We start from the raw sequence: 25,687 nt of genomic DNA, 5'->3' as shown, positions 1-25,687 counted from the left end.
GTCGGTACGAACCGACCGGGCCGGGCAACGAACAACAGGGCGGTGGCCTGCCTCGTACGACCGAGCCGTGGCCCTCGTCGGGACACGGTCAGGAAAGCTGCCCCAGATAGTGGTCGAGCTGGTCGGCGTTCCGCGGGGAACAGGCCCGGGCATGGGTCAGGACCGCTCTCGCCCGCTGTCGCAGGGAGGTGGCGGCTGCCTCGAGAGCAGCCCGCCGTACTCCGGGGACGGGATGCTCCACGAGTCGGGTGAGTAACTCCACGTAGTCCGGGTCGTCCTCGGGTCGGGTGGTGTACCGCTCGTCGGAACTGTGCAGGTACGCCAGGCAGTTGATCGTCCGGATCAGCGTCCAGGCGTCCGCCGGATCGTGGAGCGAGGCCAGCAGGTCCGCCTCGTCGAGGAGCGCGAGCGCCTTGCCGAGCTCGTCGGCCAGCCCGGGAGTGTCCGTACTGAGCACGGCAACGCCGATCAGGTGGTCCTGGGTCAGTAGCACGCGACTGGCGGCACCGGATCCGGTCTCCCAGATGAGAAGTCGGGGATTGGCCAGCGTACGAGGATGGTCCGACACGAACCGCCAACCGCGTTCCTCGGCGAGCTTCCGGACGGCGGCCACTGGTGTCCGCTCGGGCAGGAACCGCAGGGTCATCCGTGGCGGCTGTTCAGTCGTCGTCGTCACCGTCGAACTCCCGGTCGTCGAACTCCTCATCGACCCCTTCCCCTTCGAACACGTTCGGATGGGCCCGGACGACACCGCCGTCGAGGGTCTCCTGCAGGTAGGCCAACAGCTCAGCGTCGCCTTCGACCAGCGCCGCCTGTTCCACCAGGAACTGGAGGTTGTATTCGAACGCGAGCCGGGCCACCCCTGCCCGGTAGGCCGGATCGGGATCGGCGAGGTGTTCGCGCAGCCGGGCGGCGCCGTCCAGGTCGCCGTAGTCAAGGGCGGCCAGCACGGCGAGGTAGCCGAGTCGGTCGCCGGGGTCGGCTGCCGCGGTGAGCCCCGCTGCCAATTCCTCGGCGGGGACGAACAAGAGGTTGATCAGGGCGCCCGCAACGTCTACCGGCAGGTCCACCGGCAGCCGCGTCTTGAGCAACTCGTTCAGTCCCGCGACGACATCGTGGTGCGGGCTGGGGCGGTAGCGCACCTCGATGACGTACAGGCTGCCACGGTGCGCCTCGAAGCTGAGGTACGACCTGGTGTGCGCGGTGCGGAACGTCAGCGACGGTACGCCGTCGTGCTGTCGTCGCGCCTGGCGGCCGAGCAGGCCCAGCGCCAGCATTCCGGCCCCGTTTCGGGCAGCCGGCAGGTAGGGGTCGTCCAGGACGGCCGATCCCCAGGACGGGCCGCCCACGAAGGTGTTCATGGTGAAGTAGCGGTCGAGTTCCAGGCCGTCGATCGGCCCGGGCTCCCCACTGTAGACATTCGGTAGGTACACGTCTCCGACGTAGCCGGCGAAGCCCCGGACCACCTTCGGCAGGTCGGCTCGGGACGGCGGTGGGTCCGGGAAGAACCCGGCGACCGCCCGGGCCATCCCCTCGGCGGTGCCCGGCACCGGGATCCACAGGTACGACGGGTACCCCAAGCCGGGGGCGAACAGTAGCCGCTCCGGTTGGCGGCTGTCGACGTACCAGTGGCCGACCGGCGGGACGGGGGAGCCGGATTCCGTTGCCTCCGGCCCCCGGCCGATCAGCACCATGTGCGGCTCGTGCTCCCGGCAGTGCGCCACCGAGGCGTCCGGGTGCCAGATCCCGCTGAACGTGTCCGGGTACGTCTCGGGGTCGTACTCGTCCGGGGCGTTCGCGCGAATCTCGTCGGCGTCGAGCCAGCGTACGCCGTGAGCGGCTGCGGCTCGATCGGCCCGGAGCGCGGTCAGCCAGGCAGGTGGGTCGGCCGCGACCCGATGCGCGGCCTGTCGTGGGAGGTTCATGGGGATCGGGAGCGCGACCTTTCGTCCAACCGCCGTCGGCGGTGCGCACCGGTGGGGCGCGGCTCGCCAGCATACTGGTGTCCAAAGTGGTCACTTCCTCGCCGGCTACACGTTGCGGGTCGCTGTCGGGCGCCGGTGCCGATCCGCGCCCGGCCCGGTCGGTACGAACCGACCGGGCCGGGCCTGGGGATCAACAGTTCGGCACTCCGGGCAGTTGTGCGGAGGGATGGTCGATGTAGATGTTGGTCATGTAGCCGTTCTGGTCGCGCAGCCGGGACCACCAGTTGTTGGTGTAGCCGTCGGCGGTCACCGTGTCGCCCTGCTTCTGGCAGAGCACGTAGACCAGGGTGGGCCCGGCCAGCGTGGTCACGGTCGGCGCGGAGAGCCGGACGTCGGAGCGTACCCGGATTCCGCTGCCCCAGGTCCAGAAGGCGGTACCGCCTCCGCTGCTGCACCCGTTGTCGCTGGTCAGATACCGCTGGCCGTACGAGCCGGGATAGGGCGCGAGCGAGCCGCCGTTGATCGTGATGGTCTGCCCGACTCCGTTGTAGAGCTGCTCGTAGTGGATGTGCGCCCCACTCGAGTTGCCGGTGCTGCCGGTGGTGCCGATCTGCTGGCCCTGGCCGACCGTGGCTCCGTCGGCCACCGAGAACGCGGCCAGGTGGAAGTAGTACGTCGTCCAGCCGCCACCGTGGTTGATGATGATGTAGTTGCCCGCCCCGCCGGCCTGGTAGTAGCGCCGGGCCGTGCCGGGGGCCGAGGCGAGGACCGGGGTGCCGGCGGTGCTGCCGCCGTCGGAGCGGATGAAGTCGAGCGCGAGGCGCACCTCGGCGCTGTGGTGGCTATAGGTCCAGCGCTGTCCACATGGGAACGGCGCCTTGAAGACCGGGGCGGCCTGTGCCGGGGTGGCTGCCACCAGCGTCGCGGTGAGAGTGGTGCAGACGGTTGCCAACAGGACGACGAGTAACCGGATTGATCGCAAAGGAGGTCCGTCCTTCCCGAGGGGGGGTGAGGGGGAACGGCCGGCCACTTGCGCGCAACGGAATGCTATCGAGTTGATCGGGGCGTGTAAATACTTGCCTTAACGGATGTTTGGGAGTGAAGGTTTCCTTCAGCCCTTCCCGACTGGGCCGGCGATGACGGTGGTGCTGTTGGTGGAGGTGGCGACGACGGTGGTGGTCAGCCGGCAGAGTCGTTGCGGAGTACCAGGATGGCGATGTCGTCCCGGGGCGACTCGACCGAGAAGTTGATCGCCGCCGCGCGCAGCCGGGCCGCCACCACGTCCGCCGAATAGCCGGCCAGCGGCGCCGCCGCGTCCCGCAGCCGCTCGGTGCCGAAGAGTTCCCGGCCGCGCCGCCGCTCGGTCACCCCGTCGGTGTAGAAGACAAGCGCGTCGCCGGGGTCGAGCCGCACCTCGGCGACCGGCGAGGCGATCGAGTCGAGCAGGCCGAGCGCCGTCCCCCCGGAACCGACGAACGACGCCCGCCCGTCGGCCCGGACCAGCACCGGCCGGTCGTGGCCGGCCAGATAGAGCGAGACGGTGAGCCGGCCGGCCCGGTCCCGGTCCACGGCGGCCAGCGCCAGCGTGCAGTACCGGCCACCGCCCCGCTCCACTAGCGTGTCGTTGAGCCGGTCCAGCGCCTCCGGCAGCGGTTTGCCGTCACCGACGAGTACCCGGATCACGTCCCGGACCAGCCCGGTCACCGCCGCCGCCTGCACACCCTTGCCGGAGACGTCCCCGACCACCACCAGCCAGCGGTCCTCGGTCAGCGGTACGACGTCGTAGAAGTCGCCGCCCACCTCGGCCGCGTCCCCGGTCGGCACGTACTCGGCGGCGAACCCGATGCCGTCCACCACCGGCAGCACCGGCGGCAGCAGCGACTGCTGGAGGGTCTGCGCCACCTTGCGCCGCTCGTCGTGGATCCGGGCGTTCTCGATGGCCAGTGCCGCCCGCCGGGCCACGTCCTCCAGTACGGCGATCTCGTCCGGGTCGTGCCGGTGCCGCTGGTGCCGACCGACCGCCAGGGTGCCGAGCCGCTGCCCCCGGGCGACCAGCGGGATCGCGAAGCCGTCCAGTGGAGCGCCGATCGGCACCTGCCCCTGGCTGCGCGACGCCTCGCGCAGCCGGGACTGCACCGAGTCCGGGCCGTCGTCGGAGAGCATCTTGTGCAACTGCGGCAGCACCGCCTCGTCGGCGTGGGTGGCGGCGGCCAGCTTCAACCGCCCCCACTCGTCGGTGACGTGCACCGCGCACCACTGCCCCAGCCGGGGCACCACGAGCTGCGGGATCAGTGCCATCGTCAACTCGACGTCGAGCGACTGGGCGAGCAGTTCGCTCGCCTCGGCGAGAAAGGTCAGCCAGGTCTGCCGGCGTACGTCGGCCCGGCGCAGCCGGTCGTTCTCCAGGTGCAGGGAGAGCCGCTCGGCGACCAGCGCGGCGAGCGGGCGGGCGTACCCGGAGGGCGCGGCGTCGAGTTCCAGCTCCCCGGCGTACGGCCGGTGCACTGTCAACGGCACCCGGATCAGCTCGTCGCCGGGGCGGGGCTGCCGGCCGTACCTGGCCAGCAGTTGCCAGCCGGCACCGTCGCCCCGGTCGAGGCGTACCGCACCGCCGGCCGCGCCGACCATGTCGCCGACCCGGACCAGCAGGTCGGCGGCGAAGGTGGGCAGCGGATCGTCGGCGTACGGGTCGGGCGCGGTCTGCATCAGCGCGCTCATCGCCCCGGCGGTCGGCGCCGACGGTCCGGGCGGTCCACCGACCCCGCTCATGGCGCCGGCACTCAGCCCGCTGGCGGCGACGGTGTTCGCCGCCGTCTCCGCCGGTTGCCGGGCCGGGTCGACCGGGCCCTTGCGGTCCAGCCGGAACCAGACGCCCTTGCCGGTGGCCTGGTGGGTGGTGCCCCACCGGCTGGCGAAGTGGTCGACCAGGAGCAGCCCGCGACCCCGCTCGGAGACCTGCGAGATGTCCGTCATGTCGTTTCTGGGCCGGGCTGTCACGTCGTCGATCGGTCCGGCGGCGAAGTCCGAGACCGTCACCGTCAGGCCGGAGGCGTCCGCGATGACCTCGACGTCCAGTTCGGTACGGGCGTGCTCGACCGCGTTTGTGGAGAGTTCCGTGGTGAGCAGCAGCGCTTCGTTGAGCAGTTCCTCGAGCGCCGCCTCGGCGAGTACCGACCGGACGAGGGCGCGCGCGGCCGCCGGCGTACGCCGGTCGGCGGGTAGCCGTACCCGGCGCAGTTGATCGCCCGTGCCCCCGCTGCCCGTCCCGCCGGTGCCCGTGCCGCTCGCCTCCGCTGACACCCTTTTGTATCCTCCAGCGATCCGAGATCCAGGCCACCCTATCCGGGGCTGGGCAGGTCTGCGCCCCGCTCGTGCCGGGCAGCCGGTCACACTGGGGCCGCGCTAGGCTGGACGCTGCCCTACTTGACCGTTCTGCCCGCTTTACCTCCTGGGCGCTCCGCCGGTCGCCGCTGGCGACGGCTGGCCTGCGCCGAGGGTGGCACTGGACGAACGAAAGGCACAATGATGGGGTGGCCGCCGCCCGTGCCGAACCGCCGGGTGCGGCGGAGCGGATGTGCCGACCACCTGGCGGTACGGGCCGGCGCACCGGCCCACCTCCTTCGGAACCTGAGCGAGGAACGATGACCACGGCGAAACAGATATCTGCCGAGGAACGGTCCACCGCCGAGGACGCGGTGCTGCTCACCGAGCTCGCCGAGGCGTTGCGGCGGGTCCGTCGCGGCGATCTGAAGGTACGGCTGCCGCGCCGGGCCGGCGTCGCGGGCGAGGTGGCGGACGCCTTCAACGAGGTCGTCTCCGTCCAGGAGCGGCAGCACCTCGACCTGCGCCGGATCAGCCGGATCGTCGGCCGCGACGGCCGGCTCACCGAGCGGCTGGACGAGGAGGGGCTGGACGGCGCCTGGGCCGAGGGGCAGCGGGCGATCAACCAGCTCATCGACGACCTCGGCCGGCCCACCACCGAGATCGCCCGGGTCATCGTGGCGGTCGCCGACGGTGACCTCTCCCAGCACATGGCACTGGAGATCGACGGTCGCCCGCTGCGCGGCGAGTACCTGCGGATCGGCCGCACGGTGAACACCATGGTCGACCAGCTCTCGTCCTTCTCCAACGAGGTGACCCGGGTGGCCCGGGAGGTCGGCACCGAGGGTGAGCTGGGCGGCCAGGCCGACGTACGCGGCGTCGCCGGCACCTGGAAGGACCTCACCGACTCGGTGAACACCATGGCGTCGAACCTGACCTACCAGGTGCGGTCGATCTCGCAGGTGACCACGGCGATGGCCCGGGGCGACCTGTCGCAGAAGATCACCGTTTCGGCGAAGGGCGAGGTCGCCGAGCTGGCGCACACCATCAACGGGCTGACCGACACGCTGCGGCTCTTCGCCGAGCAGGTGACCCGGGTGGCCCGGGAGGTCGGCACCGAGGGCAAGCTCGGCGGCCAGGCGGACGTGCCGAACGTCGCCGGCACCTGGAAGGACCTCACCGACAGCGTCAACTCGATGGCGTCGAACCTGACCGCCCAGGTCCGCAACATCGCCCAGGTGTCGACGGCGGTGGCCCGGGGCGACCTGAGCCAGAAGATCACGGTGGCTGCCCAGGGCGAGATCCTGGAGCTCAAGGACACCGTCAACACGATGGTGGACCAGCTCTCGTCGTTCGCCGACGAGGTGACCCGGGTGGCCCGGGAGGTCGGCATCGAGGGCAAGCTCGGCGGCCAGGCCCAGGTACGCGGCGTCTCCGGCACCTGGCGGGCACTCACCGAGAACGTCAACCAGCTCGCCGGCAACCTCACCTCACAGGTCCGGAACATCTCCCAGGTCTCCACCGCGGTGGCGAAGGGCGACCTGTCGCAGAAGATCACCGTCGACGCGCAGGGCGAGATCCTGGAGCTGAAGTCGACTGTGAACACGATGGTGGACCAGCTCTCGTCGTTCGCCGACGAGGTGACCCGGGTGGCCCGGGAGGTCGGCACCGAGGGCAAGCTCGGCGGTCAGGCCGAAGTGAAGGGGGTCTCCGGCACCTGGCGGGACCTGACCGACAACGTCAACTCGATGGCCTCGAACCTGACCGCCCAGGTCCGCAACATCGCCTCGGTCACCACCGCGGTGGCGAAGGGCGACCTGTCGCAGAAGATCACCGTCGACGCCCGGGGCGAGATCCTGGAGCTGAAGTCGACTGTGAACACGATGGTGGACCAGCTCTCGTCGTTCGCCGACGAGGTGACCCGGGTGGCCCGGGAGGTCGGCACGGAGGGCAAGCTCGGCGGTCAGGCCCAGGTGCGCGGTGTCGCCGGCACCTGGCGGGACCTGACCGACAACGTGAACTCGATGGCGTCGAACCTGACCGCCCAGGTCCGCAACATCGCCCAGGTGTCGACGGCGGTGGCCCGGGGTGACCTGAGCCAGAAGATCACTGTCGACGCACAGGGCGAGATCCTCGAACTCAAGCAGACCGTCAACACCATGGTCGACCAGCTCTCGTCGTTTGCCGACGAGGTGACCCGGGTGGCCCGGGAGGTGGGCACCGAGGGCAAGCTCGGCGGTCAGGCCCAGGTGAAGGGGGTCTCCGGCACCTGGCGGGACCTGACCGACAACGTCAACTCGATGGGCTCCAACCTGACCGCCCAGGTCCGCAACATCGCCTCGGTCACCACGGCGGTGGCCCGGGGCGACCTGTCGCAGAAGATCACCGTCGACGCGCAGGGCGAGATCCTGGAGCTGAAGGACACCGTCAACACGATGGTGGACCAGCTCTCCTCGTTCGCCCAGGAGCTGACCCGGGTCGGCCGGGAGGTCGGGGTCGAGGGCAAGCTCGGTGGTCAGGCCCAGGTCAAGGGCGTTTCGGGTACCTGGCGGGACATCACCGAGAACGTCAACCAGCTCGCCTCGACGCTCACCACCCAGCTCCGGGCGATCGCCCAGGTCTCCACGGCGGTGACCACCGGCGACCTGACCCAGCGGATCACCGTGCAGGCGCAGGGCGAGGTCGCGGAGCTGAAGGACAACATCAACCAGATGATCGTCACGCTCCGGGAGACCACCAAGAAGAACGCCGAGCAGGGCTGGCTCGACTCCAACCTGGCCCGGATCGGTGGCCTGCTCCAGGGGCAGCGCGACCTCGGCGAGGTCTGCCGCATGATCATGACCGAGGTGACCCCGCTGGTCGACGCGCAGCTCGGCGCCTTCTTCCTCGCCGACACCGACGAGGCGGTGATGCGGCTGCGGCTCACCGCGTCGTACGGCTACGTGGCCCGGCACCACGACGTGACGTTCGGCCCCGGTGAGGGGCTGGTCGGGCAGGCCGCGCTCTCCCGGCGGACGATCCGGGTCGGCGCCCCGCCGAACGGCAGCCTCACCGTCCGCTCCGGGCTCGCCGCCACCCCGCCGGCCGACCTGGTGGTGCTGCCGGTGCTCTTCGAGGGGGAACTGCTCGGCGTCATCGAGTTCGCCAGCGTCTCGCCCTTCTCCGACCTGCACCTGGCCTTCCTGGAGCGGCTGGTCCTCACCATCGGCATCGCGGTGAACACCATCCAGGCCAACCGGCGTACCGAGGAACTGCTCTCGCAGTCCCAGCGGCTCGCCCACGAACTCCAGGAACAGTCCGCCGAACTCCAGCGCACCAACGCCGAGCTGGAGGACAAGGCGCAGCTGCTCTCCGAGCAGAAGGGCAACATCGAGACCAAGAACCGGGAGATCGAACTGGCCCGGATCGGTCTGGAGGACAAGGCGCAGCAGTTGGCCCGGGCCTCGGCGTACAAGTCCGAGTTCCTGGCCAACATGAGCCACGAGCTGCGTACGCCGCTCAACTCGCTGCTGCTGCTGGCCCGGCTGCTCGCCGACAACTCGGAGCACAACCTCACCGAGAAGCAGATCGAGTTCGCCCGCACCATCCACAGTGCCGGCTCCGACCTGCTCTCGCTGATCGACGACATCCTCGACCTGTCCAAGATCGAGGCGGGCCGGATGGACGTCGAACCGACCGAGGTGCGCTTCTCCGAGATCCGCAGCTACGTCGAGCAGGCGTTCGCGCCGCAGGCCGAGGAGCAGGGCCTGGACTTCCAGGTACGCATCTCCAAGGAACTGCCGCCGACCCTGGTCACCGACGCACAGCGGTTGCAGCAGATCCTGCGCAACCTGCTCTCCAACGCGGTCAAGTTCACCGACAACGGGGCGGTGACGCTGCGGATCGGTCCGGCGCCGGAGGGGGCGTTCTTCGACGTACCGGCGCTGGCGACCGCGAACCAGGTGGTGGCGTTCACAGTCATCGACACCGGCATCGGCATCTCGGACGACAAACTCGGGTTGATCTTCGAGGCGTTCCAGCAGGCCGACGGGACCACCAGCCGGCGGTACGGCGGCACCGGGCTGGGGCTGTCGATCAGCCGCGACCTGGCCCGGCTGATCGGTGGCACGATCACGGTCTCCTCGGCGCCGGGGCAGGGCTCGACCTTCACGCTCTTCGTACCCGACGTGCTGGCTCCGGACGCGGTGGTCGCCCCGGTGCCGGTACCGCCGATGCAGACGCCCCGGGGCGCGCTGCCGGCGCTGCTGCGTACCCAGAACGAGCCGGACCGCCCGATGACCCCGGCGGCTCGGCAGCTCGACGGCGCCACCGTGTTGATCATCGACGACGACGTCCGTAACGTCTTCGCCCTGACCAGCGCGTTGGAGCTGCACGGCATGACAGTGCTCTACTCGGACAACGGGGTGGACGGGGTACGCCTGCTCGCCGAGCATCCGGAGGTGGACATCGTCCTGATGGACGCGATGATGCCCGACCAGGACGGCTACGAGACGACCCGGGCGATCCGGCGTAACCACCGCTTCGCCGACCTGCCGGTGGTCTTCCTGACCGCCAAGGCGATGCCGGGAGACCGCGAGTCGGCGCTCGGTGCCGGTGCGAGCGACTACATCACCAAGCCGGTGGACCTGGACGAGTTGATCGAGCTGATGGCCTCCTGGGTCAACGGGGGCGGACGGGAGGTCGAGGGTGAGCGACGGTGAGACCGCGATGAGCCGCGGCGAGGGGACGATCGGGTGAGCGAGCTGGCCAAAGCCCTGCTGGTCGACGACCGGCGGGAGAACCTGATGGCGCTCGAGGCGATCCTCCAGGGGCTTCCGGTCCAGGCTGTCGCGGTGGAGAGTGGCGAGGCGGCGCTGAAGCAACTCCTGGTGGAGGACTTCGCGGTGATCCTGCTGGACGCCCAGATGCCGGACATGGACGGGTTCGAGACCGCCAGCCACATCAAGCGGCGGGAGCGTACCCGGCACGTGCCGATCATCTTCCTCACCGCCGCCGACCGGGACGCCCAACTCGCGCTGCGCGGGTACGCCGTCGGTGCGGTCGACTACCTGACCAAGCCGTTCGACCCGTGGGTGCTCCGGGCCAAGGTCTCGGTCTTCGTCGAACTCTGGGTGAAGACCCGGCAACTCGCCGCACAGTCCGAGCTGGTCCGGGAACGGGACAACCAGTGGCGGACGATGACCGAGGCGGTGGACGACGCGGTGGCGCTGCTCCGCTCCGACGACCCGCAGGGTCGGGACCGGGCGGTGGAGATGCTGGAGCAGGCGCGTTGGGGTGCGGTGGCCTGACCAGCGGCGCGGCTGGCCCCCGACCTGGCGGGGTCAGCCGGTGGACTGTTCGTTGCGGATCATCAGGGCGGAACGCAGCCCGGTGATGTCCAACACCCGGAGCAGGAACTCGCCGACGTTCGTCAGCACCAGCAGGCTCTGCGCGTGACTGGCCTTGCGGCTGAGTACGACAAGGGTGCCGAGGCCCTGTGAGTCACAGAACGTGACATCCGCCAGATCCAGCACAATTCGGGACGGTGCATCACTGAGCACCTCGTTGACCACGCTGGACAACCTGGCGGCGGTGAGCATGTCGATCTCGCCGGCGAGGACGAGCGTCACCTCGTCGGTGCCGCGTCGCACGCCGATGGTCAGGTCCGCCCGGTTCACCCGATCAGCCTATCGCGACCTACCCGAACCGGCCTGTCGATGGCCATCCGCCCCGCCGGTCGGCGCCGGTGTCGAGGCGGCGAACGTGACGCCGGTGCCGACGCCGGTGAGGTGGTCGGGACGGCCCGGCGGGCGTGACGTGCGCGACGGCCCGAGGGGTGGGTGCCGGGCGCACAGGTACCGCTGACAGAATGGCGACACTGTGAGTGAGACGTACCCCGCCGGCCCCGGTCGCTATCCGGCCGCGGCACCGGCCTCCCAGGCCCTGTTCGACCGCGCCCGCACCCTCGTGCCGGGCGGGGTGAATTCTCCCGTGCGCGCGTTCCTGGCCGTCGGCGGCACGCCAAGGTTCATGGCCCGGGGCGAGGGAGCGTGGCTCTTCGACGCGGACGGGCGACGCTATGTCGACCTGGTCTGCTCGTGGGGACCACTGATCCACGGGCACGCCCACCCCGAGGTGGTGGCGGCGGTGCAGGCTGCCGCCGCGTACGGGACCAGTTTCGGCGCACCGACCGAGGCCGAGGTCGAGTTGGCCGCCGAGATCGTCGCGCGTACCCCGGTCGAGCAGGTCCGGCTGGTCAACTCGGGGACCGAGGCGACGATGTCGGCGATCCGGCTGGCCCGGGGCTTCACCGGTCGGGGCCGGATCGTCAAGTTCGCCGGCTGCTACCACGGGCACGTCGACGCCCTGCTCGCCTCGGCGGGGTCCGGGGTCGCCACGCTCGGCCTGCCGGACTCGCCCGGGGTGACGGGCGCGGCGGCGAGCGAGACGATCGTGCTGCCGTACAACGACGTGGCGGCGGTGGAGGCGGTGTTCGCGGCCCAGGGTTCCGAGATCGCGGCCGTCATCACCGAGGCAGCCCCGGGGAACATGGGCGTGCTGGCCCCCCGGGACGGATTCAACCAGGCGCTGGCCCGGATCGCGCACGCACACGGCGCGCTGCTGATCCTCGACGAGGTGATGACCGGCTTCCGGGTCTCGGCGGGTGGCTGGGCCGGGCTCGATCCGGTCGACGCCGACCTCTACACCTTCGGCAAGGTGATGGGCGGCGGGCTCCCGGCGGCGGCGTTCGGCGGCCGGGCCGAGGTGATGGGGCGGCTCGCCCCGGCCGGGCCGGTCTACCAGGCCGGCACGCTCTCCGGTAACCCGCTGGCCACCGCGGCCGGGCTGGCCTCGCTGCGGCTGGCCGACGCGTCGACGTACCGGCGGCTCGACGAGCTGGCCGCCACCGTGGGCAAGCTGGCGAGCGAGGCACTGGCCGCCGCCGGGGTGCCGCACCGGCTCTCGTACGCCGGGAGCATGTTCTCGATCTTCTTCACCGACGCGGACGTCTACGACTACGACACCGCGCGGACCCAGGACGTCGCGGCGTTCCGGGCGTTCTTCCACGCGATGCTGGCCGGCGGGGTCTACCTGCCGCCCAGCTCCTTCGAGTCGTGGTTCGTGTCGACGGCGCTGGATGACGCCGCGCTGGAGCAGGTCGCGGCGGTGTTGCCGGTCGCGGCGCGGGCTGCGGCGGCGGCCGGTCACGGGGGGTAGGGAACGTGGGCAGCACAACGGTCGTGCACGTGCTCCGGCACGGTGAGGTGTACAACCCGGAGAAGATCCTCTACGGCCGGCTGCCCGGCTACCGCCTCTCCGAGCTGGGTGTGCAGATGGCGAAGGCGGCGGCCCAGGCGCTCGCCGAGCGGAACGTCACGCACGTGGTGGCGAGTCCGCTGGAGCGGGCCCAGCAGACGGCGGAACCGATCGCCGCGCAGTTCGGGCTGCCGGTCGGGGTGGACGAGCGGCTGATCGAGAGCGCCAACTGGTTCGAGGGGAAGCGGGTCTCGCCCGGCGACGGCTCGTTCCGCGACCCGCGCAACTGGTGGGTGCTGCGGGACCCGGTCACCCCGTCCTGGGGCGAGGCGTACACGCTGATCGCCGAGCGGATGTTCGCGGCCCTGCACGCAGCCCGGATCGCCGCCGAGGGCCGGGAGGCGGTCTGCGTCTCGCACCAGCTCCCGATCTGGACCCTGCGCCGGTACGTCGAGCACAAGCGACTCTGGCACGACCCGCGTAAGCGGCAGTGCGGGTTGGCCAGCCTCACCTCGTTCCACTTCGACGGTGCCAAGATCGTCGGTATCGGCTACACCGAGCCGGCCGCGCACCTGGTCGCGATGTCGCCGACGGCCCGGACGGCCAAGGGGGCATGATGAGCCGCCCCCGCCGGGTCGCCGGCCTCGGCGCGTTGCTCGCGTTCGCGGTGACGCTGGCCCTGGCCGGCTGTTCCGGTGACGGCGACGGCGGCGGTGACCGCGACCGCAACTGGAGGGACGACTGCACGACGACGGGCGGCATCGTCGAGTGCGCCCCCGAGCACCGCCCGGCCGCCCCGGAGGTCTCCGGCGAGCTGCTGGACGGCGGGACGTACGACCTGGCCCGGGACCGGGGCCAGGTGGTGGTGGTCAACTTCTGGGGTTCCTGGTGCGCCCCGTGCCGGGCCGAGGCGGACGACCTGGAGGAGACCTCCCAGGCGACCAGGGAACGGGGCGTACGTTTCCTCGGCATCAACATCCAGGACGGGCGGGACAAGGCGAAGGCGTTCGAGGTGGCCTACAAGGTCAGCTATCCGAGCATCTTCGACCCGCCGAGCCGGCTCGCCCTGGCCTTCGACATCCCGCCGAACTCGATCCCGGCGACAGTAGTCCTCGACCGGGAGGGCCGGATCGCGGTGGTGATCCGTTCCGGCGTCACCCGGGACACGCTGGAGCCGATCGTCGCCCGGGTGGCCGACGAGAAGCCGCCGGGCGGGCCGAACTGATGGCCGGGCCGACGCGCAACCGGCGGGCCGAACTGACGACCGGGCCGACGCGCACGGGCGGGGCGCTCTGATGGGCGAGACCTTCGCCGAGCTGGCCGAGAGCGGGCCGCTGCTGCTGGCGTTCGGGGCGGCGGCGCTGGCCGGACTGGTCAGTTTCCTCTCCCCGTGCGTACTGCCGCTGGTGCCGGGCTACCTGTCGTACGTGACCGGGCTGGCCGGCAGCGACCTCGAACAGCGCCGGGCCGGCACCGACCGCACCCCCGACGAGCCGGGCGACGCCCCTTCGGGGAGCGGCGGGGTGGCGGTGGCCGTCCGACCGGTCCGGACGCCCCGGGCGGTCCGCGGCCGGGTGCTCGCCGGCACACTGCTGTTCATCGCCGGCTTCACCGCCGTCTTCACCCTGACCGCGGTGCTGGTCACCGCCGTCGGCCAGGCGCTCTTCGCGCAGCGGCGACCGCTGGAGATCGGCATCGGCATCGTGATCATGCTGCTGGGCCTCTCCTACCTCGGGCTGGTCCCCGGGATGCAGCGGGAGTTCCGGATCCGCCGGCTGCCCGCCGCCGGCCTGCTCGGCGCCCCGGTCTTCGGGGCGGTCTTCGCGCTCTCCTGGGTGCCGTGCGTCGGCCCGACCCTCGGCGCCGTGATCGGGATGGGCACCGCGAGCGGCCAGGCCGACCGGGCCGCGCTGCTCGCCGTCGCGTACTGCCTGGGGCTCGGATTGCCGTTCGTGGTCTTCGGGCTCGGTTTCTCCCGGCTGCTCGGGCTCTTCCGGGCGGTGCGCCGCAACAGCCGCTGGGTGACCCGGGTCGGCGGTGCGCTGCTGATCGCGATCGGGTTGGCCCTGGTCACCGGCGGCTGGTATGACCTGGTCATCTGGTTGCAGACCACGTTCGGGGTCGGCGAGGTGGGCATCTGATGTCGACCGAGGACCGCGAGACCATGACCGGCGGGGGTGCCGCGCCGGCCGGCGTCGCCCAGGCCGAGCCGCCGGCGACCGCCGACCCGACCGGGAGCGGTCAGCCGCACCGGGTACGCCGTACCCGGCGGCCGCTGGCCCTGTTGCGCAACTCGTGGCGGCAGCTGACCAGCATGCGTACGGCGTTGCTGCTGCTCTTCCTGCTGGCCCTGGCCGCGATCCCCGGGTCCGTGCTCCCGCAGCGCAACGTCAACATCGAGAACGTCAACCGGTACGCCGTCGAGCATCCCGACCTTTTTCCGATCCTGGACCGGATCGGCGGCTTCGACGTGTACGCCTCGCCGTGGTTCTCGGCGATCTACGTACTCCTGTTCACCTCGCTGGTCGGCTGCATCGTGCCCCGGCTGCGCGACCACGTCCGCGCGCTGCGTGCCGCCCCGCCGCCCGCACCGAAGCGGCTGGACCGGTTGCCCCGGCACGCCGTGCTGACCGACGCCGACGCGGACCCGACCCGGATCGCGGCGATGCTGCGCAAGCAGCGCTGGCGGGTGGTGGTGCGCGGCGACACCGTGTCGGCGGAGAAGGGCTTTCTCAAGGAAACCGGCAACCTGCTCTTCCACTTCTCGCTGATCGGGGTGCTGCTCGGCATCGGCCTCGGCTCCTGGTACGGCTGGCACGGCAACCGGCTGCTGGTCGCCGGCCCGGACAAGGCGTTCTGCAACACGCTCCAGCAGTACAGCGAGTCGAAGCTCGGGCACCGGATCGACGGCAGCGACCTGCCGCCGTTCTGCCTGGAGCTGACCGACTTCTCGGCGACGTTCCTGCCGACCGGGCAGCCGTCGTCGTTCCGGGCGACGACGCTGGTGGAGCAGGGCGACCGGGCGCCGTACCAGGCGAGTTTCTCGGTGAACGACCCGCTGCGGCTGGACGGCGCCAGCGTCTACCTGCTCGGGCACGGCTACGCGCCGGTTCTGCGCTACACCGACCGCAACGGCGAGACGCAGACCAGCAACGAGGCGTTCCTGACCATCGACGGCAACCTGACCAGCGAGGGCGTGGCGACGTTTCCGGACGTCAACCTCGATCCGGTGACCGGGGCGCGCAACCCCGACCTCCAGGTCGCCTTCGAGGGGCTGTACATGCCGACCGCGCCGGAGGCGCCGCCGTTCGTCCGCTCGACGTACCCGGCGGAGCGGTCTCCGGCGGTGATGCTCTTCGCGTACCGGGGCAACCTGGGGATGGACGCCGGGGTTCCGGGCTCGATCTACCGGCTCGACCAGGGGCAGGTGAACAGCGGCAGGCTCCAGCAGATCGGCGAGGGCAAGCTGCTGCGCCCGGGTGAGAAGTGGACGCTCGACGACGGCACGTCGGTGGAGTTCGTCGGCACCCGTCAGTACGTCACCATCTCGGTCCGCTCCGACCCGGGCGAACGGATCGTGCTGGTCAGCTCGGTACTGCTGCTGCTCGGGCTGATGCCTTCGCTGTTCGGCAGGCGGCGCCGGGTCTGGTTCCGGGTATCTCCGGCACCGACCGACGCGACCACGACGGGGCGTAGTAGTTTGGTGGAGATCGGCGGCCTGCCGCGTACCGAGTACGCGGGGTTCGCCGAGGAGTTCGACCGGCTCGTTGCCGCGACCCGGCCCGACAGGGCCCGGGACGACGGTGCGACGGAAGAGGAGACCGACTGATGGCCGCGCTGTCCGACCAACTTCTGGTGGTCGCGATCCTGGGCTACCTGCTGGCGATGATCTGCCACGCCGTCGAGTACGCCTTCGGTACCCGCAGTGTCGTCGGCCGGGCGGCGGCGCGACCGGAACGCGCGCGCGTGCTGGTCGGGGCCGGGGTCGGCGCTGCCGGCGGATCCGGTCCCGCCGACGAGCCGGTCAGCCCGGCCGTCGGGTCGAAGCTGCCGGGCTCGACCGGCAGGGCGCGGTCGCCCCGGGCGGCGCTGGCCGGGCAGGCCGCCGTCGTGGTCACCGTGCTCGCCGCCGTGGTCCACCTCGCGGTGCTGGTGACCCGGGGCATCGCGGCCGACCGCATGCCGTGGGGCAACATGTACGAGTACCTGCTCTCGATCACCTTCGTCGGGGTGGTCGGCTGGCTGGTGCTGCTCTACCGGCGTGCCACGCTGCGGCATCTCGGCCTCTTCGTGGCGCTGTCCATGGTGCTGCTGCTGGCCGTGGCCGGGCTGCTGCTCTACGTGCCCATCGTGCCGCTGGTGCCGGCGCTCAACTCGTACTGGTTCGTCGTGCACGTGGCGTCGATCGCGGTCTCCTCCGGCATCCTGCTGCTCGGTGCGGTGCCGGCGATCATGTACCTGATCCGGCACGGCTACGACCAGGGCAAGCGGAGCTTCCCGTACAGCCTGGGAGTCCGGGCGCCGGAGGCCGACACGCTGGAGCGGTTGACGTTCCGGCTGCACGCCTTCGCCTTCCCGATCTTCACCTTCGCGGTGATGGCGGGTGCGGTCTGGGCCGAGGCGGCCTGGGGACGGTACTGGGGCTGGGACCCGAAGGAGACCTGGGCCTTCGTCTCCTGGGTGGTCTACGCCGGTTACCTGCACGCCCGGGCGACGCCGAGCGTGAAGCGCCCGGTGGCGACCTGGATCGCGGTGCTCGGCTTCCTCACCATGCAGATGAACCTGTACGGCGTGAACATCTTCTTCGAGGGCCTGCACTCGTACGGCGGTCTCGACTGATCCCTTCCCGGCTCGGCACGGCGACGATCTTTAGCCTTGACTTATATAAGCGAGGTGTGAAAGATCGGGGGTACGCGCGACCGACGCGCGTATCAAGCCTTGCCACCCGTACCGGGAAGGAGCCCCGCGAAGTGTCTGCGATCGCGCCCCAGAAGGTCACCACGTTCCTGATGTTCCAGGATGGCAACGCCGAGGAGGCGATGACCTTCTACACCTCGCTCTTCGACGACGGTGAGGTGATCAACGTCGACCGGTACGGCCCCGGTGAGGACGGTCCCGAGGGTTCCGTCCGGCACGCGACGTTCGCCCTGGCCGGCCAGCGGTTCATGTGCATCGACAGCGCTGTCCGGCACGAGTTCGGCTTCACCCCGTCGGTCTCGCTCTACGTCACCTGCGAGTCGGAGAAGGAGATCGACCACCTCTACGGCGCGCTCGTCGAGGGCGGCAAGGAGCTGATGCCGCTCGGCTCGTACGGCTTCAGCGACAGGTTCGGCTGGGTCAACGACCGCTTCGGCGTCTCCTGGCAGCTCACCCTCCCCACCGGGACCGTCCCGGCCTAGCTGTAGTGACCATGAGCGTTGTTGACGGCGTGTCGGCTTGATTGATGGAGAGACCTCCGGCGAGGTGTGAGGTGCTGACGCCCATACCTACCGGAGGTCTCTATGGCCCACCGTAACGCCCGGCTGACCGTGTACGCCCGCCGCCTGCTCATCACGCGTGTCATCGACCAGGGCCGTCCGGTCGCGCACGTGGTCAAGGAGCTGGGCTGCTCACGCGCCACCGGCTACAAGTGGCTGGCCCGCTGGCGAGCCGAAGGCGACCCGGGTCTGCACGACCGGCCCAGCACCGCCCACCGGCTGCCTCGCAAAACCCCGCCCGAGGTCGAACATCTGGTCTGCCACCTGCGGACCACCCGCAAACTCGGCCCCCGCCGACTCGCCCCACTGCTCGGCCTTGCCGCCTCGACCGTGCACGCCGTCCTGACCCGCCACGGGCTGCACCGCCTGGCCTGGCTGGACCGGCCCACCGGCCAACCCGTACGCCGCTACGAACGCGACCACCCCGGCGAACTCATCCACGTCGACGTCAAGAAACTCGGCCGCCTCCGCGACGGCGGCGGCTGGCGAGCCCACGGCCGCGACAGCCTCGAACACCGCCGCACCCGCTACGGCACCCGAGTCGGCTTCGACTACGTCCACTGCGCCGTCGACGACCACACCCGCCTCGCCTACGCCGAAATCCACCCCGACGAGAAGACCACCACCTGCGCCGACTTCCTCCGCCGCGCCGCCAGACACTTCGCCGCCCTCGGCATCACCGGCATCGAACGAGTCATGACCGACAACGCCCTGGCCTACCGACGCGGCCGAGCATGGCACCAAGCCCTGACCGACCTCGGCGCCCAAGCCCGCTTCACCCGCCGCTACCGGCCACAGACCAACGGCAAAGCCGAACGCTTCAACCGCACCCTGCTCGACGAATGGGCCTACCAACAGCCCTACACCAGCAACCAACACCGCGCCGAGGCTCTACCCGCCTTCCTCCACACCTACAACTACCATCGCGGGCACACCTCACTCGGCGGCCAACCACCCATCAGCCGCGTCAACAACGGTGCTGGTCCCTACACCTAGCGCGCCCGCAACGGCGGGGTCGGGCACGACTGGCGGGCAAGCTGGGTTGCCGACTTGGCGGCGCGGTTCAGGAAGAGTGCGCGTTCCTGGGCGTTGCGGGTCAGCTCGGCGGCCCGGGTGAACTCGCGCCCGGCCTCGTCGTGCCGGCCCAACCGGTCCAGCAGGTCGCCCCGGACGGCGGGGAGCTGCGGATAGCCGGCCAGCGCGGGCTCGGCGACAAGCGTGTCGACGATGGCCAGACCGTCGGCCGGGCCGGTGGCGTTGGCGACCGCGACCGCCCGGTTCAGCTCGATGACCGGCGACGGCGACACGTGCACCAGTACCCGGTAGAGCGCGGCGATGCGTACCCAGTCGGTCTCGTCGGCGGTCCGGGCGCGCGCGTGGCAGGCCGCGATCGCCGCCTGCAGGGTGTACGGGCCGATGCCCAGCGACTCGGCCCGGTCCAGGGCGGCGAGGCCGCGCCGGATCAACAGCCGGTCCCAGCGCCGGCGGTCCTGATCGGGGAGCAGGATCGGTTCGCCGTCCGGCCCGGTCCGGGCCGGGATCCGGGATGCCTGCAACTCCAGCAGCGCCACCAGGCCGTGCACCTCGGCCTGCTCCGGCATCAGTCCGGCCAGGATCCGACCGAGCCGCAGCGCCTCCGCGCAGAGCGCCGGTCGGGTCCAGTCGTCCCCGGCGGTCGCCGAGTAGCCCTCGTTGAAGACGAGGTAGACCACCTCCAGCACCGAGCCGAGCCGGTCGGCCAGCTCGGCCCGGGGCGGCAGTTCGAACGGTACGCGCTTCGCCGCGAGGGTACGTTTCGCCCGGGTGATCCGCTGCCCGACCGTCGGCTCCGGCACCAGGAAGGCCCGGGCGATCTCGTCGGTACGCAGCCCGCCGAGCAACCGCAGCGTCAACGCCACCCGCCCCTCGGTCGGCAGCACCGGATGGCAGGCGGTGAAGATCAGCCGAAGCAGGTCGTCGTCGATCCGGTCGGGGTCCAGTGCGGCGGCCAGTTCCGCCTCGGTCGGGTCCGGTCGGCTGGACACCTCCCGCCCCAGCTCCTGGAGCTTGCGCTGGTACGCCGTACGCCGTCGCAGCAGGTCGACCGCCCGGTGCTTGGCGGTCGACATCAGCCAGCCGCCCGGGTTCGGCGGTATCCCCTGTCGGGGCCACTGCTCCAGCGCGACGACCAGCGCGTCCTGGGCGATCTCCTCGGCAAGCCCGACGTCCTGGACCAGCCGGGCGACCCCGGCGACGATCCGGGCAGACTCGATCCGCCAGACCGCCTCGACGGCCCGCCGGCCGGCCTCCCGATGTCCCGCCCCCGCCATGATCCCGATCCAAGCACGCCACGCGCCCGACGGGACAGACCCTGACGACCTGTTGCCGCTGACGACCTGTTGCCGCTGCGGAGCTGTTGCCGCAGCAGGCCGGCGATCGCCGCGAACGACACAGGTCGTCAGGGTCCGGCGCGGGCTCAGGCGGGTGGAGGTGTGAAGTCCTCCGGCCCGAAGACCCGGATCACCTCACCCTCGCCCTCCCAGCCCGGCCACATGTCGCGGTGCAGCTCCAGGAACCGGGAGACCCACTCGACAGCCTCCTCCTTCGAGCGCACCTCGTACACGGCGTAGCTGATCGTCTCCTTTGCCTCGGCGAACGGCCCGTCGGTCACGTTGAGCCTGCCGGCGGCGACCTGCAGCAGGGCCCCCTCCGCACTCGGGGCCAGTCCGCCCTGGTCGAGCAGGGCACCGGCGGCGGTCGCCTCCTCGCCGAGCTGCATGATCGCCTCCATCAGCCCGGGCGGCGGCGGGGTCGTGGTCCGGGTGGCCCGCAACAGTGCCAGGTAACGCATCTGTCCTTCTCCTTCGGTCGGTTCTGCAATTCATCGATTGGTTGGCAAATCGATTGGTTGGCAATTCGTGGGTCGGTTGTGCGATTCGTCGTCTGGACGTGTCGGCCGGGGCGGCTCGCGCCCAGCCGGTGGTGCCACCGGTCGGGTCAGGCGGCCCGGGCAGGGGCGGCCCGGCGGTAGAGATGGGCGGCCACCGCCGAGATCCAGGCCCAGGCCAGCACCACCGCCCCGGTGAAGGCGAGGTTCGACCAGGCCGCTCCGGCGCCGGAGGCCATCGCCAGGAAGCCGGCGAGGAACAGCACGCCGGTCGACCGGGAGAAGGCCGCCCAACCCCGCCGTCCCTCGGCCGAGAACCGCCGGCCGAGAACCAGGCAGGCCGCGACCAGGCAGGCGAAACCGATGCCACCGGCCAGGAAGTGCAGGGTGCCGTGCCACGTTACCGGCGTACCTGTCTGCGGGGTACCGACCGGAAAGCCGAGCGCCGGGTCCGCCCGGAACACCCCGGCCGCGACGAGGCTGAGCCCGTACACCCCGATCAGCCGGGGCGCCCAGCCCGCTCCGATGCCCCCGGCGAGGCTGCGCCGCAATCCGATCGCGAGTGCACAGGTCATCAGCCCGGCCAGCACCAGGTTGCCGATGTGGATCCAGCCGAGCCCACCGTTGGCCAACAGGCTCCAGGCGTGCCGGGTCAGGTCGAACCCGTCCCGGGTGAGCGCCTGGGCCAGCGACACCAGGACGTAGCTCGGCCCGGCGAGCACGCCGTACGCCAGCAGGGTCTTCGTGACGCTTGTCGCCCGGTCGCACCGCTGGCCGGCCGGTCGGGCAGCCGCCCCGGAACCGGTGCTGTGCCGCTGCGCGGTCGTACCGTACTGGTCCGCCATCGGGATGTGCTGGTTCATCGTCGTCCTCCTCGGTTCTGCCGGCCCGGGGTTCGGCACCCGGGCCGGCCTTTACCCCTGCCTCGAACGGGCGACGGCGGATCCGACAGGTCGGCCGGATTTTCTTCGAAAATTTTTTCGGTACCCGGCTGGTGTGCCGCTGACCTGGGCAGATCCGCTGGTCGCCAGCCGGGTGACAGGGCCGGTCGTAGGCTCGGAACCATGTCCTGGACGACCTATGGCAGCTTCCTGGTCTTCGCTGTGGTGCTGATCGTGGTGCCCGGACCGGACTTCGCGGTGGTCACCCGGAACACCCTCTCGGCGGGTCGCGGGCGTGGCTGGTGGAGCGTGATCGGTGTCGCCTGCTCCAACGCCGTACAGGGCAGTGCGGCTGCGGCCGGGCTGGGGGCGGTGATCGTACGGTCCCAGCCGCTCTTCCAGACGATCAAGTGGGTGGGGGTGGGCTACCTCGCCTTCCTCGGCCTCCAGGCGCTGCGATCGGCCTGGCTGGGCCGGTACGCCCCGATCGGCGGGGACCGGTCCGATCCGCCCGGAGCGGCGCTCGCCGGCTGGCGACAGGGCTTCCTGTCCAACATCACCAACCCCAAGGTGCTGGCCTTCTATCTCGCGGTGCTTCCGCAGTTCGTCGGGCATCGCGCCCCGCTGGCCGTACTGCTGCTCTTCGCGCTGAGCCACGCGGTGCTCTCGCTGCTCTATCTGCTGACCCTGGTCGGGTTGTTGCACCGGGCCCGCGGGGTGCTGTCCCGGCGCCGGGTACGGCGGGCGATGGACGCCGGCACCGGTCTCGCGATGCTCGGCTTCAGCGTCCGGCTCGCCACCGAGCGGTCCTGACCGGTTAATACGGGCTGATCGGCTGCCCACCTGGCTGACCGGCTGACCGCGCCCGGCCCTGTCCTGTCCTGGCCGACGACGCGGTAACAGAGTCTTGCTGTTGACAAGATGCCCTGTCGCGAGGCAATCTTGACGCTGCCAAGTTGCGTTTCCGTCGAATCGTTCGGGAGACCTGTGATGTCGTCCGCCACCCAGAACACCGCCGCCATCCTGCTGATCACCGTCTCGACCATCGCGTTCGGCGGGTTGTCCCTGCTCATGCACCTTGTCCGGCGGATACCCGGCTATCTGGACAACCCCGTCCGGCGGGCGCTCTGGACGGCCGGGCACGCCCATGCCGGCGTACTCGTGCTCTTCGCGCTCGTCGCGCTCCTCTATCTGGACCGGGTCGACTACGGCGAGGGCATGCGGACGCTGATCCGGGTCCTGCTGGTTGCCGCCCCGATCCTGATGCCGCTCGGCTTCTTCCTCTCCGTGGTGCGCCCCTCGGACACCCGGCCCAACAAGCTGATCTGGCTGGTCGGGCTCGGCGGGGCGAGCCTGACGGTCGGTACCCTGCTGCTCGGCGTCGGCCTGCTCTGATGCGCCGACGCCGATCTCGTCGACGGGATCGGCGTCGGCAGGGGCCAGGTCACCGCGAAGGGACCCGGCCGTGCCCTCCCGACCGGCGGTGCGACAGACTAGCCACATGGCGGCTCGTGGCTTCCCGTACACCGACCTCCGGGAGTTCCTCACCGCGCTGGAGGGCGCGGGGGAGTTGCGCCGGGTTCCGGTCCCCGTCGACCCGACGCTCGAGATCAGCGAAGTGGTCACCCGCACCGTCCGGGCGAACGGACCGGCCCTGCTCTTCGAACGCCCCACCCGGGGTGAGATGCCGGTCGCGATCAACCTGTTCGGCACCGAACGGCGGATGGCGATGGCGCTCGGCGTCGACCAGCTCGACGAGATCGGCGAGCGGATCGGTGCGCTGGCCAAGCCGGAGTTGCCGGTCGGCTGGTCCGGCATCCGCGAGGGCCTGGGCAAGGTGATGCAGCTCAAGTCCATACCGCCGAAGAAGGTCAAGACCGCCCCCTGCCAGCAGGTGGTCTACCGGGGCGCCGACGTCGACCTGAACCGGCTGCCCGGCCTCCAGGTCTGGCCCGGCGACGGCGGGATCTTCCACAACTACGGGCTGACCCACACCAAGCACCCGGAGACCGGCAAGCGGAATCTCGGGCTCTACCGGTTGCAGCAGCACTCGCACAACACCCTCGGCATGCACTGGCAGATCCACAAGGACTCCACCGCGCACCACGCCGTCGCCGAACGCCTCGGCCAGCGGCTGCCGGTGGCGATCGCCATCGGCTGTGACCCGGTGGTCAGCTACTCCGCCTCGGCACCGCTCCCCGGTGACATCGACGAGTACCTCTTCGCTGGTTTCCTGCGCGGCGAGCGGGTCGAGATGGTCGACTGCCTGACCGTGCCGCTTCAGGTGCCGGCGCACGCCCAGATCGTTCTGGAGGGCTACATCGAGCCCGGCGAGCGGCTGCCGGAGGGGCCGTTCGGCGACCACACCGGCTTCTACACGCCGGTCGAGCCCTTCCCGGTGCTGCACGTCGAGGCGATGACCACCCAGCGGGAGCCGGTCTACCACTCGATCATCACCTCCAAGCCGCCGCAGGAGGATCACGGGCTCGGCAAGGCCACCGAGCGGATCTTCCAACCGCTGCTCAAGCTGCTGATCCCGGACATCGTCGACTACGACCTGCCGGCCGCCGGGGTCTTCCACAACTGCGCGATCATCTCGATCCGCAAGCGCTATCCGAAGCATGCCCAGAAGGTGATGAACGCGATCTGGGGCGCCCACCTTATGTCGCTGACCAAGCTGATCGTGATCGTCGACGAGGACTGCGACGTGCACGACTACGCCGAGGTGGCCTGGCGGGCCTTCGGCAACGTCGACTACGCCCGGGACCTGCTGCTCACCGAGGGGCCGGTGGACCACCTCGACCACTCGTCGTACCAGCAGTTCTGGGGCGGCAAGGCCGGGGTGGACGCCACTCGGAAACTGCCGTCCGAGGGCTACACCCGGGGTTGGCCGGAGGAGATGACCATGTCGCCGGAGATCCGGTCGCTGGTGGACAAGCGCTGGAAGGAGTATGGAATCTCTTGAGCACGCGGAGTGAGGTTGCGGAGTCGCCGGGGCGGGTCAAGGCTTTCCTCCGGCTGGTGGCGATCGAGCACTCGGTCTTCGCGTTGCCGCTCGCCTATCTGTCGGCGCTCACCGCGATGCAGCGGTACGGCGGGCAGGTTCGTTGGCTCGACCTGCTCCTGATCACCATCGCCATGGTCGGGGCGCGGACCTTCGCCATGGCGGCGAACCGGATCATCGACCGGCACATCGATGCGCGCAATCCGCGTACCGCCGGGCGGGAGTTGGTGACCGGGGCGGTGAGCGTGCGGACGGCCTGGACCGGCGCGGTCATCGCGCTGGCGGTCTTCCTCGGTGCCGCGGCGGCGCTCAACCCGCTCTGCCTGGCCCTCGCCCCGCTCGCCGCGATCCCACTGGTGGTCTACCCCTACGGCAAGCGGTTCACCGACTGGCCGCACGCGATCCTGGCCCTGGCCCAGGCGGTCGGCCCGATCGGCGCATGGTTGGCGGTGACCGGCACCTTCGACGGCTCCGGCCCGGCCTGGTTGCTCGGCGCGGCGGTCGGACTCTGGATCGGCGGCTTCGACCTGATCTACGCCTGCCAGGACGTCGAGGTCGACCGCCGGATCGGGGTACGCAGCGTCCCCGCCCGCTACGGCCTCCGGTTCGCCCTGCACGCGTCGACCGTGGCCCACATCGTGACCTTCGGCCTCTTCCTCTGGTACGGCGAACTGGTCGGGCTCGGCTGGCTCTGGTGGCTCGGGTTGGCGTTGACAGCCCTCGCCTTCGGCTACCAGCACGTGGTGGTGACCCCTACCGACCTCTCCCGGGTCAATCGGGCCTTCTTCACCGCCAACGGCTTCGTCGGGATCGCCCTGTTCATCTTCGCCCTGCTCGACCTGGTGTTCCGGCTCCACCTGGCTGCCTAGGCGCGACCGCTCTGGAATGATTCGTGGCGGGCTCGGTACGTCCGGTCGACCCACCACATCGGACGGAGAGGCTACGGGCACAACGGTCGGTGTCCAGCGGCGTATCGG

At 70.7% G+C, this 25,687-nt stretch carries 21 protein-coding genes and 1 pseudogene; 14 read left to right on the top strand and 8 right to left on the bottom strand.

The features are described 5' to 3' along the window. Nucleotides 1-88: 88 nt before the first annotated feature. From CLT71_RS20650 to CLT71_RS20635, 4 genes and pseudogenes are all read right to left on the bottom strand, one after another. Nucleotides 89-676 carry a hypothetical protein gene (locus tag CLT71_RS20650; RefSeq protein ID WP_143743519.1) on the bottom strand — a complete coding sequence of 196 codons (588 nt, stop codon included), beginning with the start codon at nucleotides 674-676 and terminating at the stop codon, nucleotides 89-91. Continuing rightward, complete coding sequence (locus CLT71_RS20645) at nucleotides 660-1,925, bottom strand: hypothetical protein (RefSeq protein WP_101368551.1); 1,266 nt, start codon at nucleotides 1,923-1,925, stop codon at nucleotides 660-662. Before CLT71_RS20645 ends, CLT71_RS20650 begins: the two co-directional genes overlap by 17 nt. A 409-nt stretch (nucleotides 1,926-2,334) precedes the next feature. Continuing rightward, nucleotides 2,335-2,880 (bottom strand): annotated as a pseudogene (locus tag CLT71_RS20640) (M23 family metallopeptidase); the annotation flags it as partial. Nucleotides 2,881-3,104: 224 nt separating this feature from the next. Then, nucleotides 3,105-5,225 (bottom strand): SpoIIE family protein phosphatase, encoded by a 2,121-nt coding sequence (locus tag CLT71_RS20635; RefSeq protein WP_101368549.1) that lies wholly within the window; start codon nucleotides 5,223-5,225, stop codon nucleotides 3,105-3,107. 341 nt (nucleotides 5,226-5,566) lie between these two features. Between CLT71_RS20635 and CLT71_RS20630 the strand changes: the two genes are divergently transcribed. After that, nucleotides 5,567-9,946: a HAMP domain-containing protein gene (locus CLT71_RS20630; RefSeq protein ID WP_101368548.1), complete on the top strand. Its 4,380-nt coding sequence runs from the start codon at nucleotides 5,567-5,569 to the stop codon at nucleotides 9,944-9,946. 33 nt (nucleotides 9,947-9,979) lie between these two features. Next, on the top strand, nucleotides 9,980-10,534 hold the full coding sequence (locus CLT71_RS20625) for a response regulator (RefSeq protein ID WP_101368547.1): 555 nt from the start codon (nucleotides 9,980-9,982) through the stop codon (nucleotides 10,532-10,534). A gap of 33 nt (nucleotides 10,535-10,567) precedes the next feature. Here the strand turns inward: CLT71_RS20625 and CLT71_RS20620 are convergent, their stop codons facing one another. Next, entirely contained in the window at nucleotides 10,568-10,903 is a 336-nt protein-coding gene (locus CLT71_RS20620; RefSeq protein WP_101368546.1) for an STAS domain-containing protein, read from the bottom strand. 202 nt (nucleotides 10,904-11,105) lie between these two features. On the opposite strand from CLT71_RS20620, the gene hemL reads away from it, so the two are divergent. The 8 genes from hemL (at nucleotide 11,106) to CLT71_RS20580 (ending at nucleotide 18,955) form a co-directional block, all read left to right on the top strand. Beyond that, nucleotides 11,106-12,443, top strand: coding sequence for a glutamate-1-semialdehyde 2,1-aminomutase (hemL, locus tag CLT71_RS20615; RefSeq protein ID WP_101368545.1), 1,338 nt, complete (start codon nucleotides 11,106-11,108; stop codon nucleotides 12,441-12,443). A gap of 5 nt (nucleotides 12,444-12,448) precedes the next feature. Further along, entirely contained in the window at nucleotides 12,449-13,099 is a 651-nt protein-coding gene (locus tag CLT71_RS20610) for a histidine phosphatase family protein (protein WP_101368544.1), read from the top strand. After that, entirely contained in the window at nucleotides 13,099-13,707 is a 609-nt protein-coding gene (locus CLT71_RS20605) for a TlpA disulfide reductase family protein (protein WP_101368543.1), read from the top strand. Before CLT71_RS20610 ends, CLT71_RS20605 begins: the two co-directional genes overlap by 1 nt. Before the next feature lie 70 nt (nucleotides 13,708-13,777). Beyond that, a complete protein-coding gene (locus CLT71_RS20600) occupies nucleotides 13,778-14,623 on the top strand; it encodes a sulfite exporter TauE/SafE family protein (RefSeq protein WP_101368542.1) in 846 nt (281 codons plus the stop codon). 173 nt (nucleotides 14,624-14,796) lie between these two features. Beyond that, nucleotides 14,797-16,311, top strand: a complete 1,515-nt coding sequence (locus CLT71_RS20595) for a cytochrome c biogenesis protein ResB (RefSeq protein WP_486483706.1) — start codon at nucleotides 14,797-14,799, stop codon at nucleotides 16,309-16,311. Next, nucleotides 16,311-17,321, top strand: coding sequence for a c-type cytochrome biogenesis protein CcsB (gene ccsB, locus CLT71_RS20590; RefSeq protein ID WP_101368541.1), 1,011 nt, complete (start codon nucleotides 16,311-16,313; stop codon nucleotides 17,319-17,321). Before CLT71_RS20595 ends, ccsB begins: the two co-directional genes overlap by 1 nt. Nucleotides 17,322-17,452: 131 nt before the next feature. Further along, on the top strand, nucleotides 17,453-17,881 hold the full coding sequence (locus CLT71_RS20585; protein WP_101368540.1) for a VOC family protein: 429 nt from the start codon (nucleotides 17,453-17,455) through the stop codon (nucleotides 17,879-17,881). A 102-nt stretch (nucleotides 17,882-17,983) separates the two neighbouring features. Further along, on the top strand, nucleotides 17,984-18,955 hold the full coding sequence (locus tag CLT71_RS20580; RefSeq protein WP_101368539.1) for an IS481 family transposase: 972 nt from the start codon (nucleotides 17,984-17,986) through the stop codon (nucleotides 18,953-18,955). On the opposite strand, the gene CLT71_RS20575 is transcribed toward CLT71_RS20580, so the two are convergent. From CLT71_RS20575 to CLT71_RS20565, 3 genes are all read right to left on the bottom strand, one after another. Next, on the bottom strand, nucleotides 18,952-20,268 hold the full coding sequence (locus tag CLT71_RS20575) for an RNA polymerase sigma factor (protein WP_101368538.1): 1,317 nt from the start codon (nucleotides 20,266-20,268) through the stop codon (nucleotides 18,952-18,954). The genes CLT71_RS20580 and CLT71_RS20575 overlap by 4 nt on opposite strands. Nucleotides 20,269-20,414: 146 nt before the next feature. Beyond that, nucleotides 20,415-20,789 carry a YciI family protein gene (locus CLT71_RS20570; protein ID WP_101368537.1) on the bottom strand — a complete coding sequence of 125 codons (375 nt, stop codon included), beginning with the start codon at nucleotides 20,787-20,789 and terminating at the stop codon, nucleotides 20,415-20,417. Between the two features lie 146 nt (nucleotides 20,790-20,935). Next, nucleotides 20,936-21,688, bottom strand: coding sequence for a DUF998 domain-containing protein (locus CLT71_RS20565; protein ID WP_486483368.1), 753 nt, complete (start codon nucleotides 21,686-21,688; stop codon nucleotides 20,936-20,938). Nucleotides 21,689-21,889: 201 nt separating this feature from the next. On the opposite strand from CLT71_RS20565, the gene CLT71_RS20560 reads away from it, so the two are divergent. From CLT71_RS20560 to mqnP, 4 genes are all read left to right on the top strand, one after another. Beyond that, nucleotides 21,890-22,519, top strand: a complete 630-nt coding sequence (locus CLT71_RS20560; RefSeq protein WP_101368536.1) for a LysE family translocator — start codon at nucleotides 21,890-21,892, stop codon at nucleotides 22,517-22,519. Nucleotides 22,520-22,696: 177 nt separating this feature from the next. Further along, the gene (locus tag CLT71_RS20555; RefSeq protein ID WP_101368535.1) at nucleotides 22,697-23,101 is read left to right on the top strand and encodes a hypothetical protein; all 405 of its coding nucleotides are present in this window, start codon (nucleotides 22,697-22,699) and stop codon (nucleotides 23,099-23,101) included. A 106-nt stretch (nucleotides 23,102-23,207) separates the two neighbouring features. Beyond that, nucleotides 23,208-24,671 carry a menaquinone biosynthesis decarboxylase gene (locus CLT71_RS20550; RefSeq protein WP_101368534.1) on the top strand — a complete coding sequence of 488 codons (1,464 nt, stop codon included), beginning with the start codon at nucleotides 23,208-23,210 and terminating at the stop codon, nucleotides 24,669-24,671. Beyond that, nucleotides 24,647-25,579 carry a menaquinone biosynthesis prenyltransferase MqnP gene (mqnP, locus tag CLT71_RS20545; protein ID WP_101371635.1) on the top strand — a complete coding sequence of 311 codons (933 nt, stop codon included), beginning with the start codon at nucleotides 24,647-24,649 and terminating at the stop codon, nucleotides 25,577-25,579. Before CLT71_RS20550 ends, mqnP begins: the two co-directional genes overlap by 25 nt. Nucleotides 25,580-25,687 lie beyond the last annotated feature (108 nt).

It is taken from the genome of Plantactinospora sp. CNZ320 (genome assembly GCF_002846275.1).
The sequence above is the reverse complement of the archived record's forward strand: the minus strand, read 5'-3'. Positions and strand labels throughout refer to the sequence as shown.

Bases quoted from the DNA above. Each gene is read 5' to 3' on its own strand.
- CLT71_RS20645 (WP_101368551.1), bottom strand. From the start codon at position 1,925: ATGAACCTCCCACGACAGGCCGCGCATCGGGTCGCGGCCGACCCACCT.
- CLT71_RS20630 (WP_101368548.1), top strand. From the start codon at position 5,567: ATGACCACGGCGAAACAGATATCTGCCGAGGAACGGTCCACCGCCGAG.
- CLT71_RS20605 (WP_101368543.1), top strand. From the start codon at position 13,099: ATGAGCCGCCCCCGCCGGGTCGCCGGCCTCGGCGCGTTGCTCGCGTTC.
- CLT71_RS20600 (WP_101368542.1), top strand. From the start codon at position 13,778: ATGGGCGAGACCTTCGCCGAGCTGGCCGAGAGCGGGCCGCTGCTGCTG.
- CLT71_RS20595 (WP_486483706.1), top strand. From the start codon at position 14,797: ATGCGTACGGCGTTGCTGCTGCTCTTCCTGCTGGCCCTGGCCGCGATC.
- ccsB (WP_101368541.1), top strand. From the start codon at position 16,311: ATGGCCGCGCTGTCCGACCAACTTCTGGTGGTCGCGATCCTGGGCTAC.
- CLT71_RS20580 (WP_101368539.1), top strand. From the start codon at position 17,984: ATGGCCCACCGTAACGCCCGGCTGACCGTGTACGCCCGCCGCCTGCTC.
- CLT71_RS20575 (WP_101368538.1), bottom strand. From the start codon at position 20,268: ATGGCGGGGGCGGGACATCGGGAGGCCGGCCGGCGGGCCGTCGAGGCG.
- CLT71_RS20570 (WP_101368537.1), bottom strand. From the start codon at position 20,789: ATGCGTTACCTGGCACTGTTGCGGGCCACCCGGACCACGACCCCGCCG.
- CLT71_RS20565 (WP_486483368.1), bottom strand. From the start codon at position 21,688: ATGAACCAGCACATCCCGATGGCGGACCAGTACGGTACGACCGCGCAG.
- CLT71_RS20560 (WP_101368536.1), top strand. From the start codon at position 21,890: ATGTCCTGGACGACCTATGGCAGCTTCCTGGTCTTCGCTGTGGTGCTG.
- CLT71_RS20555 (WP_101368535.1), top strand. From the start codon at position 22,697: ATGTCGTCCGCCACCCAGAACACCGCCGCCATCCTGCTGATCACCGTC.
- CLT71_RS20550 (WP_101368534.1), top strand. From the start codon at position 23,208: ATGGCGGCTCGTGGCTTCCCGTACACCGACCTCCGGGAGTTCCTCACC.